At 41.9% G+C, this 13,970-nt stretch carries 12 protein-coding genes; 7 read left to right on the forward strand and 5 right to left on the reverse strand.

The window, feature by feature from the left end:
- Nucleotides 1-60: 60 nt before the first annotated feature.
- The gene (envC, locus tag M1F03_RS18435; protein ID WP_163863391.1) at nucleotides 61-1,353 is read left to right on the forward strand and encodes a murein hydrolase activator EnvC; all 1,293 of its coding nucleotides are present in this window, start codon (nucleotides 61-63) and stop codon (nucleotides 1,351-1,353) included.
- Nucleotides 1,354-1,379: 26 nt separating this feature from the next.
- A complete protein-coding gene (locus M1F03_RS18440; RefSeq protein ID WP_269723497.1) occupies nucleotides 1,380-2,375 on the forward strand; it encodes a divergent polysaccharide deacetylase family protein in 996 nt (331 codons plus the stop codon).
- 44 nt (nucleotides 2,376-2,419) lie between these two features.
- Here the strand turns inward: M1F03_RS18440 and tdh are convergent, their stop codons facing one another.
- Together tdh and M1F03_RS18450 are read right to left on the reverse strand one after the other, a co-directional pair.
- A complete protein-coding gene (tdh, locus tag M1F03_RS18445) occupies nucleotides 2,420-3,448 on the reverse strand; it encodes an L-threonine 3-dehydrogenase (protein ID WP_251464803.1) in 1,029 nt (342 codons plus the stop codon).
- A 23-nt stretch (nucleotides 3,449-3,471) separates the two neighbouring features.
- A complete protein-coding gene (locus tag M1F03_RS18450) occupies nucleotides 3,472-4,668 on the reverse strand; it encodes a glycine C-acetyltransferase (protein WP_251464804.1) in 1,197 nt (398 codons plus the stop codon).
- A 354-nt stretch (nucleotides 4,669-5,022) separates the two neighbouring features.
- On the opposite strand from M1F03_RS18450, the gene rfaD reads away from it, so the two are divergent.
- Genes rfaD through rfaC form a run of 3 tightly spaced genes read left to right on the forward strand, consistent with a single transcriptional unit; the run spans nucleotide 5,023 to nucleotide 7,980 of the window.
- On the forward strand, nucleotides 5,023-5,961 hold the full coding sequence (gene rfaD / locus M1F03_RS18455) for an ADP-glyceromanno-heptose 6-epimerase (protein ID WP_196714183.1): 939 nt from the start codon (nucleotides 5,023-5,025) through the stop codon (nucleotides 5,959-5,961).
- 10 nt (nucleotides 5,962-5,971) lie between these two features.
- The gene (gene rfaF / locus M1F03_RS18460) at nucleotides 5,972-7,018 is read left to right on the forward strand and encodes an ADP-heptose--LPS heptosyltransferase RfaF (protein ID WP_154624180.1); all 1,047 of its coding nucleotides are present in this window, start codon (nucleotides 5,972-5,974) and stop codon (nucleotides 7,016-7,018) included.
- The gene (rfaC, locus tag M1F03_RS18465) at nucleotides 7,018-7,980 is read left to right on the forward strand and encodes a lipopolysaccharide heptosyltransferase RfaC (protein ID WP_251464805.1); all 963 of its coding nucleotides are present in this window, start codon (nucleotides 7,018-7,020) and stop codon (nucleotides 7,978-7,980) included. The genes rfaF and rfaC overlap by 1 nt, the downstream gene beginning before the upstream one ends.
- A 75-nt stretch (nucleotides 7,981-8,055) precedes the next feature.
- Here rfaC and M1F03_RS18470 read toward each other — a convergent pair whose 3' ends face one another.
- Together M1F03_RS18470 and waaA are read right to left on the reverse strand one after the other, a co-directional pair.
- Nucleotides 8,056-9,522 carry an ArnT family glycosyltransferase gene (locus M1F03_RS18470; protein ID WP_154624182.1) on the reverse strand — a complete coding sequence of 489 codons (1,467 nt, stop codon included), beginning with the start codon at nucleotides 9,520-9,522 and terminating at the stop codon, nucleotides 8,056-8,058.
- Nucleotides 9,523-9,730: 208 nt separating this feature from the next.
- Nucleotides 9,731-11,008 carry a lipid IV(A) 3-deoxy-D-manno-octulosonic acid transferase gene (gene waaA / locus M1F03_RS18475; protein WP_154624183.1) on the reverse strand — a complete coding sequence of 426 codons (1,278 nt, stop codon included), beginning with the start codon at nucleotides 11,006-11,008 and terminating at the stop codon, nucleotides 9,731-9,733.
- A gap of 215 nt (nucleotides 11,009-11,223) precedes the next feature.
- Between waaA and coaD the strand changes: the two genes are divergently transcribed.
- Entirely contained in the window at nucleotides 11,224-11,709 is a 486-nt protein-coding gene (gene coaD, locus M1F03_RS18480; RefSeq protein ID WP_154624184.1) for a pantetheine-phosphate adenylyltransferase, read from the forward strand.
- A 1-nt stretch (nucleotide 11,710) separates the two neighbouring features.
- Here the strand turns inward: coaD and mutM are convergent, their stop codons facing one another.
- The gene (gene mutM / locus M1F03_RS18485; protein WP_196714187.1) at nucleotides 11,711-12,520 is read right to left on the reverse strand and encodes a bifunctional DNA-formamidopyrimidine glycosylase/DNA-(apurinic or apyrimidinic site) lyase; all 810 of its coding nucleotides are present in this window, start codon (nucleotides 12,518-12,520) and stop codon (nucleotides 11,711-11,713) included.
- A 204-nt stretch (nucleotides 12,521-12,724) separates the two neighbouring features.
- On the opposite strand from mutM, the gene M1F03_RS18490 reads away from it, so the two are divergent.
- A complete protein-coding gene (locus M1F03_RS18490; protein ID WP_251464806.1) occupies nucleotides 12,725-13,963 on the forward strand; it encodes an O-antigen ligase family protein in 1,239 nt (412 codons plus the stop codon).
- Nucleotides 13,964-13,970 lie beyond the last annotated feature (7 nt).

Raw genomic sequence — 13,970 nt, forward strand, 5'->3', positions numbered from 1 at the left:
TAACTATCGCTATCAGATGAAATAATCAGCTATCGCATTTATTCGAGGTTTTCTATCAGAATGGCCAATAAACATAACTGGATGAAAATAGCCGTTATTCGTCAAGCTATTACCTCAACGCTGTTCGCTTGTGGTTTCATCGCACTCTTGCCGATGCAAGCAATAGCGGCCAATCAGATCACAGAAAACAAAGATCAACTGCAAAATTTGCTGCAAAATATCGCTGAAAAAGAAAAAAGCGTAAAAGACCAGCAGGCCAAGCGATCCGCACTACTCAATCAGCTCCAACAACAAGAAAAAAGTATTTCAGCAGCAGGACGCGAACTGCATAACACACAAGCTCAGCTTAAACAATTAGACAAAGACATTGCTGAGTTAAATAGCAACATTAATCGATTACAAAAACAAAAAAGTGAGCATGAAAAATTACTGGCGGAACAACTCGATGCCGCATTTCGATTAGGTAAACACCAAGGTTTATCATTATTTTTAAAGGGTGAAGAAGGCCAGCGTGAAGAGCGCATTTTGGCTTACTACAGCTATCTCAACCAAGCACGCGAAAAAAATATTAAACAGCTTGAAGCCACGACTCTGGAACTTAATCAGCAAAAGCAACTTGAACAGAAAAAACAAGCTGAACAAAAAACAGCCTTAGCACGTCAGCAACAAGAAAAACGTAAATTAGATAATGCGCAAGCTGCACGTAAGCAAACACTCTCAGCGCTTGAAAGTACGTTGAAAGAAGATCAAAAAAATCTGGCTGTGATGAAACAAAACGAGTCAAGGCTAAGAGATAAGATAGCGCGTGCAGAACGTGAAGCCAAAGCGAGAGCAGAACGAGAAGCGCGTGAGGCGGCTCGTATCCGTGCGGAGGTTGCCGAAAAAGAACGTAAAGCGAAACAAACAGGTTCAACTTATAAGCCATCAGAGAGTGAGCGTTCACTAATGTCTCGAACCGGTGGCTTAGGTCGTCCTGCGGGGCAAGCTTTATGGCCAGTACGTGGACAGACGCTACATAATTATGGCGATGCCATTTCAGGTGAGCTGCGCTGGAAAGGTATGGTGATCGGAGCCAATGAAGGGACTCAAGTCAAAGCCATTGCAGATGGCCGCGTACTACTTGCTGACTGGTTACAAGGCTACGGCCTTGTTGTTGTCGTGGAGCATGGTAAAGGCGACATGAGTTTATATGGCTATAACCAAAGCGCACTCGTGAATGTTGGACAAGAAGTTCGGGCTGGGCAACCTATCGCACTTGTGGGAAGTAGTGGCGGGCAGGAACGTCCCGCGCTGTACTTCGAAATTCGCCGGCAGGGTAAAACTGTTAACCCTCGCCCTTGGTTAGGTAAATAACCAAGCAAACAGTTAGGAAGATAATTATGTTAAAACACCGGCCTTTTAAGCGACTCATTGGGTTATCTCTATTGATAATGAGTCTTCAGGCTAGTGCAGCACAATTGGCGATAGTCATTGATGATTTTGGCTATCGCACCAAAGAAGATAACCAAATATTGGCACTGCCAACGCCAATCACCATTGCCATCCTACCTGATTCACCTCATGGGCAGCTCGTTGCGAACAAAGCGCATCAACAAGGGCGAGAAATTTTGATCCACATGCCGATGAAGCCACTTAGTCAGCAACCTTTAGAAAAAAATACGCTTGCCCCCTCAATGAGCGCAGAAGAGGTTGACCGTATTATTCAACGGGCGATAAGTAAAGTTCCTCATGCCACAGGCATGAATAATCATATGGGCAGTGAGATGACTTCCAGCCTGCCAGGTATGCGTAATGTCATGCGTTCACTTTCCCGCTCAAATTTTTTCTTTTTAGACAGCGTGACGATTGGCAATACCCAAGTTGCGAAAGCCGCTAAAGAATTTGGCGTTCCCACCGTCCGACGTCATCTATTTCTTGATAACCATCAATCTGAAGAAGAGACACGGACGCAGCTGAATAAAGCGGTTGCCTACGCGCGTAAACACGGTAATGCCATTGCAATTGGCCATCCACACCCATCCACCGTACGGGCATTGCAGAAATTTTTACCCCAACTACCCAGCGATATTGAGTTAGTTAACGTCAGCACCCTATTAAATCGTGCTCAGCAGCCTCAAGAGCAACAACCACTTAAAATGCAACCTGAAGAGCCTAAGCAGTCGTCAAAAGACTCACCTAACGGCACGCAAACCACGCCACCAGCCCCTGTTGAAATTGGCATTTGTGAATTTGAGCTACCGAACAACACCTCGGCAACTCAACTTGAAGGCATCCATTTTTTGATGTTTGTTGTTGAATCCATTTATCAAGATAAAACGTTACGGCCTCTATTATCAAATAAAAAGCCGTCACTGTTTACCCAACAAAAACCTTAATCATCCTGCCAGTTGCTTACACACACTAGCCACTGGCATTTTTATCATTTATCCCAATTCAATATCACTTTACCTGATTGCCCCGAACGCATGATATCAAAGCCTTTCTGGAAATCATCGATAGCAAATTGATGAGTAATCATTGGGGTGAGATCTAGGCCAGACTGTACTAACGTTGCCATCTTATACCAAGTTTCAAACATCTCTCGACCGTAGATGCCTTTGATAAAGAGTCCCTTAAAGATCACTTTTCCCCAGTCAATGGCCATTTCAGAAGAGGGAATACCTAATAATGCAATACGACCACCATGATTCATCGTATCTAACATCGTATGAAATGCCGCGGGAGAACCAGAAACCTCTAAAGCAACATCAAAGCCTTCTTGCATACCCAACTCTTTCATCACATCTTGTAGATTTTCTCGCCCGACATTCACGGCTCGAGTAACGCCCATTTTTTTCGCTAAGTCCAGTCGATAGTCATTGATGTCAGTGATCACGACATGTCGAGCTCCAACATGTCGGCAGACGGCTGCGGCCATAATACCTATTGGCCCCGCCCCCGAAACCAGCACATCTTCCCCGACTAAATCAAACGATAATGCTGTATGCACTGCGTTGCCAAAAGGATCAAATATCGCGGCAATTTCATCCGGAATATTATCGGGGATTTTAAAGGCATTGAATGCCGGCAGTACAAGGTATTCAGCAAAACAGCCAGGGCGATTCACGCCGACACCTATCGTGTTACGGCATAAATGGGTACGCCCTCCCCGACAATTACGACAATGTCCACAAGTGATATGCCCTTCACCTGAAACGCGGTCACCAATTTTAAAGCCCTTAACCTCCTGTCCTATTTCAACAATTTCCCCAACATATTCATGACCGACGACCATAGGTACAGGAATGGTCTTTTGTGACCACTCATCCCAATTATAGATATGCACATCCGTACCACAGATTGCAGTTTTACGGATTTTAATCATCACATCATTGTGCCCGAGTTCCGGTTTTGGAACATCTGTCATCCATATACCTGGTTCTGCTTTTAATTTGGACAGTGCTTTCATAGAACGGCCTTATTTAGTTACCATTAAGAAATGACATTCAGTTTTTTACCAATACGCGTAAATGCATCAACAACTCGTAAAATATCGTCCTCTGTATGCGCCGCAGACATTTGTGTACGGATACGTGCTTGCCCTTGAGGAACAACAGGATAGAAGAATCCCGTAACATAAATCCCTTCTTCCAGTAGCTCATTCGCAAAAACTTGCGCCAGCGCCGCATCCCCTAACATCACAGGGATAATGGCATGATCCGCACCAGCAAGGGTGAAACCCGCTTCAGTCATTTTTTCACGAAATAGTGTCGCGTTGTGCCATAACCGCTCACGTAGCTCATTCCCCTCACTCATCATATCGATGACTTTAATCGAGGCTGCAACGATAGCGGGTGCTAATGAGTTGGAAAATAAGTAGGGACGAGAGCGTTGGCGTAACCACTCAACGACTTCTTTTTTTGCCGCGGTATAGCCGCCAGAAGCCCCGCCAAGTGCTTTCCCCAGCGTCCCTGTAATAATGTCTACTCGCCCCATCACATCACAATATTCATGAGTGCCTCGACCATTTTTACCAACAAAACCAACAGCATGGGAGTCATCTACCATGACAAGTGCTTGGAATTCATCAGCGAGGTCACAGATGGCTTTCAGATCAGCAATCACGCCATCCATTGAGAACACACCATCTGTCGCAATCAAGATATGGCGTGCCCCCGATGCTTTAGCTTCCTCTAGACAACGTCGTAGTTCCGCCATGTTATTATTAGAATAACGATAGCGTTTTGCCTTACACAGGCGTATTCCATCGATGATGGATGCATGGTTTAACACATCGGAAATGACAGCGTCTTCAGGGCCTAATAAGGTTTCAAACAATCCCCCATTCGCATCGAAACAAGAGGAATAGAGAATGGCATCCTCCATACCTAAGAAATCGGCTAATTTTTTCTCAAGTTGTTTATGACTATCTTGTGTTCCACAAATAAAGCGGACGGATGCCATACCGAAACCGTGGCTATCCATCCCCTGCTTTGCCGCTTCGATAAGTTCAGGATGATTAGCTAAGCCAAGGTAATTATTCGCACAAAAATTGATAACGTGTTGACCACCAACGATTTCAATGTCAGAACCTTGTGATGACGTTATTATCCGTTCATGCTTGAATAAACCTTCGGATTCCGTTTGCACTAATTGTTCTTTAATCTGCTGATAAAATAACTCTGACATAACTTATTCCTGTTATAATTCAATTTTTAGAGTTTAATCATAGATACTAGAACTCGCGACAGCTACAGCATAAATAAATCAAGTTTGTAGCCAAGATCACGCTCATTAGCCTATAAAAAATGTCACTTCTAGAATGTTTGTCTATTCGTTATGGTGTCGTCAGCGCAGAGAAATGCTATACTCGTCATACTTCAAGTTGCAGCGTTGTTGACTTCATTCATTCACACGAGTCGCATACTTATATATGCGCCTAGCGACCCATTCACTTATCGCCTAGCTGCACCTCGAAACATTTAGAGTAAATTATGGATAGATTCATGTTCCATATGTCATTAACCACTTGAGGTACACCCGATGATCATTGTCACTGGCGGAGCTGGTTTTATTGGTAGCAATATTGTAAAAGCATTAAACGATGCAGGTCGTACAGACATCCTAGTCGTAGATAACCTGAAAGATGGAACTAAATTCGCCAATCTTGTTGACCTCGATATTGCTGATTATATTGATAAAGAAGATTTTATTGCCGGTATTATGGCTGGTGATGACTTTGGTGATATCGATGTGGTCTTCCATGAAGGTGCTTGCTCATCCACGACAGAGTGGGATGGTAAGTATATGATGGATAACAATTACCAATATTCAAAAGAGTTACTGCACTTTTGTCTAGAGCGTGAAATTCCTTTCCTTTATGCTTCCTCCGCAGCCACTTATGGCGGCCGCAGTGATAACTTCATCGAAGAACGTGAATTTGAAAAACCACTTAATGTTTATGGTTATTCTAAGTTCCTGTTTGACCAATATGTACGTGAAATTTTACCTGAAGCACAATCACAGATCTGTGGCTTTCGCTATTTCAACGTATATGGCCCCCGTGAAAACCATAAAGGCAGCATGGCAAGTGTTGCCTTCCATCTAAATAAACAGATTAATGAAGGGCAGCAACCAAAACTCTTTGAAGGTAGCGATGGTTTTCGCCGTGACTTTATTTATGTTGGTGATGTGGCAGCCGTTAATTTATGGTTCTGGCAGAATAATGTTTCTGGGATCTTTAACTGTGGAACAGGCCGTGCGGAATCATTCCAAGCGGTGGCAGATGCCGTAACACACTTCCATAATGACAAAAATGTTGCTATTGAATACATTGAATTCCCAGAAAAACTCAAAGGCCGCTATCAGAGCTTCACACAAGCGGATATGACTAAATTACGTGCGGCTGGCTACAAAGCCCCCTTCAAAACGGTTGCTGAAGGTGTTGCCGAATATATGCAATGGCTGAATAAAGAAGACTAATACATACTTTATGAAAATATTGGTGATCGGCCCCTCTTGGGTAGGGGATATGATGATGTCACAGAGCCTATATCGCACAATCAAGGCTCAATATCCTCAAGCACAAATTGATGTGATGGCTCCGCAATGGTGCCGTCCACTATTAGCCAAAATGCCCGAGGTCAATGCAGCCATCCCAATGCCATTAGGTCATGGTGCGCTCGCTATCGGTGAGCGTCGCCAGCTTGGTCTTAGCTTACGCCATAATGGTTATGACCAAGCGATTGTTCTCCCTAATTCCTTTAAATCTGCGCTCGTGCCTTTCTTTGCTAAAATTGCTAAACGGACCGGCTGGCGTGGTGAGATGCGTTATGGATTACTCAATGACCTACGTATATTAGATAAGAGCGCATTTCCATTAATGGTACAGCGCTATGTAGCATTGGCTTATGATAAGCACACTATTCATAGTGCAGCAGATATTCCTGAGCCTATTTTGTGGCCCAAACTTGTCGTTAACGAACAAGAAGTTACCGATGCGATGAATGTTTTTAGCATCGATACAACGCGCCCCATCATTGGCTTTTGCCCCGGCGCCGAATTTGGCCCGGCAAAACGCTGGCCCCATTATCATTATGCCGCCCTCGCTGAACAACTGATCAGTGAAAAAGGCTATCAAGTTCTCTTATTTGGCTCACAAAAAGATCATGATGTAGGCGAAGAAATTCGCGCAAGCCTAACAGACAGTGCCAACGAACATTGCAGTAACCTTGCGGGAAAAACATCTTTAGAGCAAGCTGTCAGCCTTATTGCCAGTTGCCAAGCGGTTATTAGTAATGATTCCGGATTAATGCATATCGCCGCTGCATTAGGTAAACCGCTTGTCGCACTCTATGGCCCGAGTAGCCCCGATTTTACACCTCCACTATCCCATCAAGCAGAAGTGATTCGTTTAATCAGTGGCTACCATAAAGTCCGTAAAGGTGATGGGGAAAGTGGCTATCACCAAAGCTTAATTGATATTCAACCGCAATTAGTGATTGAGGCATTAGCGCGATTACACATAGGTGTCGATTAATGCGTGTACTGTTAGTTAAAACCTCATCGATGGGCGATGTTTTACACTCCCTACCGGCATTAACGGATGCACAACTGGCCTTCCCAGAGATTCAATTTGACTGGGTAGTAGAAGAAGGCTTTGCCCAGATCCCAACATGGCACAGCGCCGTTCATCAAGTGATCCCTGTCGCCATTCGTCGTTGGCGTAAGAATTGGTTCTCTGCGCCAATCCGAGCCGAACGTGCTCAATTTCGCCAGCAGCTTACCGCGACGCATTATGATGCCATTATTGATGCACAAGGCTTATTAAAAAGCGCATTTCTGGTCACTCGCCTCGCAGATGGTCCGAAACATGGCTATGATCGCCATAGTATTCGGGAACCAATTGCCAGTTTTTTTTACGACTATAAATATCAAATCAGTAAGCAACAACACGCAGTAGAGCGTATTCGCCAACTATTTGCCGCAAGCCTTGGCTATGATTGCCCCAACACACAAGGTGACTACGCAATCGCTCAACATTTTTTACATGCACCGACGGTCATAACAGATGATTACGTCGTATTTTTGCATTCAACGACCCGTGATGATAAACACTGGCCTGAAAGCCACTGGCGGGAACTTATTGCATTAATGGCGGAAAGTGGTTTAAGAATAAAGCTGCCGTGGGGTGCTGAACATGAACGCCAAAGAGCATTACGCCTCGCGGATGGATTTAATTTTGTCGACGTTTTGCCTAAATTAACCTTAGCGGAAGTGGCTCTACAGATTGCTAATGCGAAGGCGGTCGTCTCTGTTGATACAGGTCTTAGCCATTTAACCGCGGCCTTAGATAAACCAAATTTCACCCTATTCGGCCCAACAGACCCTGGGTTAATTGGTGGTTATGGTTTAGAACAGCATGAAATTAAGTCGGATAAACACACGATGGACACTATCGAAGCGGCTACTGTCTTTGCTCAATTAAAAGACTCTCTTTAATCCGTTTACTGCTTATTATGAGCCATCATCGCTTAGTGTAAAAAAATAAGCGGCAATATCGCCGCTTATTGTCGTTTATTTGGATTTCTCAGGCGCGATAAAGCCAAAACACATGGTTTCAGGTTCGGCATCCGGCTCAGAGCGGTAAATAACATCTTCTTTTTCTATCCTGAACTGTGGCCAATATTTACGAACTTTATCAAAGTTTTCATGAGCACAGTCATCATACTTACGCCCCAATAAGATAGCGCCATGCTGGCGAATTTCTTCTTCGGTAATGCCACGGTTATACACATTTGGCGGCATATGATGCTCAAGAGTCCAAGGCTGGATCACATGTGGTCTATCTTTAGCATAAATAATAAACCATTGGTGTAAGTTATCTTCCCCTCCAACATATTTTAAGGGAACCCCATAACGTTGATACCAACGCTCTTCACCTTCTGCAATCAGCGTTTTTACACCAATAAACTTTTGGCCTGCCCCTCGGATATTTGCGGCCTGCACAATGCAGTAACCTAACAAAACAACGACACCAAAAATGGCTAAGCCAATGAGTGGTTTTCTTAACGACTTCGTTGGCATAACCGTTATCGAACCAATAAATAACGGAGCACAGGCCGCCATAAAGGGTTGTAGCCACTCAGTAATACGACCACCATCATGGAAGGAAAACCAACCATAAATAACGATAAGAGGGAAAAGGACTAAAAAATTTGCCATTCGATTCGCCAGAGTTTTTGGCCAACCTAATTTCCCACCGCAACAATACAAAATAATTGCCGCAATAATTAAAGGATAAAATACGCTTAACGCGGCTTGGGTCGTATGTAAATTAAAACCTGGGTCGATCTGTGAATCTACCCACTTAAAGGCAGAAAAATCACTGGCCATTAGCCAAAAGAAGTTAGGTAGTACAATGGCGAACCAAAGGGCTATCGCTAAATAGAAAACAGGGTAGCGATAACTTTGACGAACTTGCTTAACGAATAACGTCAAGAGAAATACTGAGCCTACAAGGGATAACGTGGAGTATTTACCCATTGTCGCTAACCCAGCACATAGCGCGAATAACAGCCACCATGTTGGGTTTTCATAAACAGCACGTAGGAAGAAATAGATTATCCAAGCCCAGAAAGTGACTAAAATATAGTTATCATTATAAGGGATGATATCAAAATTAATGACACCCGATAAATTCAACATGAGCATCGCGAACCACGCTAAATCACGACGTTCTGTTAAATAATAGGCTAATTTCCAAACGCCTAATAAACCGAAGGCAATACCGACAAAATGAATAAAGTACCAATAAAAGCTGTAGGATATACCTAAGTGGATAGCTGGCCACATAAGTGCACCAACAAACCAAGGATTTTTAGGTGATCCCCACTCCCCATTCATCCCCCAGTTAACGGCCTCTACCGTATCATAAGGTACAGTGGGGTCTAAATAGAAACTGGCTAAAATCCATGCAACCGCATAGCCAATGACCCATAAATAAACATATTTGTTTGATGTTGATTGATTGATTGTTGGCATACTGTCTTAAATAATCAAGTAAAGGTACCCACCATCTATTCAGCCCTTTTATAACTTACAGAAACATAAGGCGAATAGTCGTAATGGAAATTAAACGGCAGATTCTACTATAGTTTATAGTGAATAATAAGAAGAGTAGACAAATAGTCATTATCTATTGTCGTTTTATTCAAGTTAAAAAATTCTGAATTAAAGATAATGACTAAAATTATTGTTCTCTAGGAGGTAAATAAGGCTGTAACAGCTTGAGCAACCGTTGTAATGCGCCTTGATTTTCATGTAATACTTCTGCTGCATGACGCCCATAATACAAACGATAATCTTCGTCTGATAAAAGACTTGTCACGGCTTGTGTCATCGAATCACTGTCAGTCACCGTGATTAGGCCATCCGCTTGCTTTAACTTTCCACAAATATCTTTAAAGTTAAATGTATGTGGCCCCATTAATACAGGTAATGCATGAGCGGCTGCCTCAAGGGGATTATGTCCACCGGTTTCCACAAGGCTGCCACCGACAAACGCCAAATCCGCAATTCCATACAGCAACATCAATTCGCCCATCGTATCGCCGATCACGACTTGTGTCTCTGCGGTAGGAACAATCCCCTCGCTGCGCCGGATGAATTTTAGTCCTGCTTTACGTGTCAACTCTTCCGCTTTGCTAAAACGTTCAGGATGACGAGGCACTAAAATTAATAATAAATCAGGGAACTGGGTAAGTAGCTGTTGATGGGCATCTAAAACAATGGCTTCCTCACCTTCGTGAGTACTCGTTGCGATCCAAACGGGCCGATGTGCTGCCCATTGCCGACGTAATGTGACTGCACGAACAGCAAGTTCCGGTGTCACCGAAATATCAAACTTCAAGCTACCCGTCACATTCAATTGCACCCGTCTTAAACCAAGCTTAATGAAGCGTTCCCCATCTTCTTGATGTTGTGCTGCTACCATCGTGACATTCCGCAACATACGCTTCACGAAACTACCCAGTTTTTGGTAACCCGCGGCAGAACGTTCTGATAACCGTGCGTTAGCAATCACTAATGGAATTTGTCGGCGATTAAGCTGATTAATCATATTAGGCCATAATTCCGTTTCCATAATGATGACCAGCTTAGGATCAACGTGGTTGAGGAAACGGCGCATCGAGCCAGGAAGGTCATAAGGGAGATAAACATGATAAACATCATCACCAAATGCGGATACCACACGTTCAGAACCCGTTGGGGTCATCGTTGTCACTGTTATTGGTAATGATGGGTAGTGATGTCGTAGTGCTCTTACTAAAGGCACAGCAGCAAGTGTTTCACCAACAGAGACGGAATGTAACAGGATACCACCTGGCGCAACTTTACCGGCGCAAAAGCCGTAGCGTTCTCCCCAGCGTTTACGATACGCGGGAGCCTTGCGACCTCGCACTAATAGACGAATCCAAATGAGTGGTTGGATAAGATAAAGCAGTACCTGATATAAACGCAATAACATTCGATCTGATTCACTTACTAAAATTGGCGCTATCTTAACATAAACCTTTTATGAAAGTGTGCAGAATATGCACCTAAAAATAGACTTGAAATTAACTTAAGCGGCTATTCGTGAGTTGCAACTCCCCTTAATAGTCGATAATGTTGATGATATGCACATATTACTTAATTTAAATTCATATAAATAAGTATTAATAAACAACGAGATAACAATTTATGAAACACAAAGCGATTTACCCTGGCACCTTTGACCCCATAACATCAGGCCATATTGATATTGTTTCTCGTGCAGCAGCAATGTTTGACCATGTGTTACTCGCCATCGCCAATAGCCAACGCAAAAGCCCTATGTTTACCCTTGAAGAACGCGTGGAACTTGCGCAAAACGTTACCGCACATTTAGATAACGTAGAAGTCGTTGGCTTCTCAGAGCTCATGGCTAACTTCGCACAAAAGCATGGTGCCAACATCTTGATCCGTGGCGTTCGCTCAGTCGCTGATTTCGAATATGAATGGCAACTCGCCAATATGAACCGCCATTTTGTGCCTGAATTAGAAACGGTATTTCTACTTCCTTCACAAAGCTTGTCGTTCGTTTCATCATCACTGATCAAAGATGTTGCTCTTCATGATGGTGATATCTCTTCTTTCCTACCACCGATCGTTGCAGAAGCGATGCTAAAAAAACTCAATAAAATTTAAATTATTTTTGGCATTGAGGGCAATAAAAAGTACTGCGTTGACCTTGTTTGATACTCATAATCGGCGTCCCGCACATCAAACAAGGTTCCCCTTTTTTACCATAAACAAATAATTCTTGAGCAAAGTAACCAGGCTTACCATCAGACTGTAAAAAGTCTTTCAACGTTGTTCCACCTTGTTCAATGGAACGCCGCAATACTTTCTTAATTTGTGTAACCAAACCCTCTGATTGCTCAAGCGTTAATGTATTCGTGATTTTTTCTGGCGAAATACCTGCCGCAAATAGCGCTTCATTCGCATAAATATTCCCCACCCCGACGACCACCTTGTTATCCATCAGCCAAGGCTTGATAGCAATTTTTCGTTTTGCTGCCTGCTCAAATAAATATTGAGCATTAAACTCATCCGAAAGAGGTTCAGGCCCTAAATGTGCCAAGACAGAGCTCGTCGCAAGGTCGTCACACCATAACCAAGCCCCGAAGCGTCTCGGGTCGGTATAACGCAAAACCTTGCCATCCTTTAATACTAAATCAATATGGTCATGCTTTTCTTCAGGCAACTCTTCTAACAAAATGCGTAAGCTGCCCGACATACCGAGATGAATGATTATCCAACCTTGTTGTAGTTCAATTAATAGATATTTCGCACGCCTTTGAACACTTAAAATAACCTCATCAGATAAACTTTTGATCTGTTCTGAAACAGGCCAACGTAAACGGCCATTACGCACTACGGCATATTGGATAATATTACCGACGAGATGAGGCTCTATGCCTCTGCGGCTGGTTTCAACCTCGGGTAGCTCTGGCATGAATAGATCCTTAAACAGCGATATGATTAATATAAAAATCAAAATACCTTAAACGAACTGACCATGTTAACCCACTGATCAACTGGACATTCAAGTATATGATAAATACAATTCGCCTATTAGCAATCAAAGATCCGTTATCTAACACAATATCGTCACTTTTGATCACCGACAAAAATCTGACAGCAATCGATAGGCAAACTTGTGAATATAAAAAACTATATTATTAGTCAATTTCCTTTTTTATTAGTTTCCCTTGTCATATTGGGTATGTTTACAAATGATACTCAAGGCGTGTTAAATATTTCTGCTGTCTTACTCTTTCTCTATACTGTCTATACCATTATTAAAAATAAAATAAATATCAAAGATGACCTTATTCAGTTAGTTAGAGGACGAAAAGTATTCTTTTTATTTAGCTTATGGTGCATTTTATGCGCGATATTTTTTACTTACTCTCAATTTACACTAGAAGCGCTGAAAGAATTTTTCAATGACTGGCGCTATGTCATTATCATTACGTTATTTTTAATCGCATTCAAAAATAACGAATCAAAATCAATAAAAACAATAAGTTATGCCTTGATTGCCACTTTGGCATTTACTCTTTTTATATCTCCAATATTAAAACAATTTAAAGATAGTGACTTACCTCTATTTTTACAGCTTAGGTATGGTTTTGCTCACTATACAACATTGCTTTTTCCATTTACCTTTACTGCCTTATTTATTTTTAAAAATAATCTATTAAAAGTAGCAATGTTTATTTTATCCATTTTTGCATTTTGTTTTTTACTTTATACTGGTAGTCGTGGAGGCGTACTTACTGTAGTTATTGAAACATTAATTATTTTATTTTTGTTTTCTCAAAGTATTAAAAAATTTACTTTATACATTGTTATTTTTGCCATTGCCTCTTTAAGTGTTACAACCATCGCTTATACCACCATTCCTCAAGTAAAAAATAAGATAAACCAAACTCTAGACGCAAAAAACATTTCATCAGGTAGAGACAAAATTGTGATGACACGTTTCCCTATTTTTATGAATCAAACTAAAAATATTCTATTTGGTGTTGGGTATGGTTCTGTCTCTTACAACCAGTATCTGAATGATAATAATGCAGAAAGATTTCGTGGTGGCGGAAAATTTTCACAACGCAAAAATGAATATGTACATAATAATGATGACCCATTTTTCTTAAACATCTTATATAATGTAGGTTTAGGTGGGTTGCTATTATTTATTATTGCTTATGTTATTAACTTAAAAGATTTAATGAGAAATATAAAATTACAAAAAAATATTTTAAATGTGGGTATCTTTGCCTCCTCTATTGGCTATTTTTTAATCTACTGCCTCTTTGAATTTATATTTTTAGATATTTTCTTCCTATACAATATTTTCGTTGCTATCTTAATTAACCAAAAGCGCATCCATTAGTCATATT

Source organism: Providencia sp. PROV080 (assembly GCF_033688105.1).
Classification (GTDB): Bacteria; Pseudomonadota; Gammaproteobacteria; order Enterobacterales; family Enterobacteriaceae; genus Providencia; species Providencia zhejiangensis.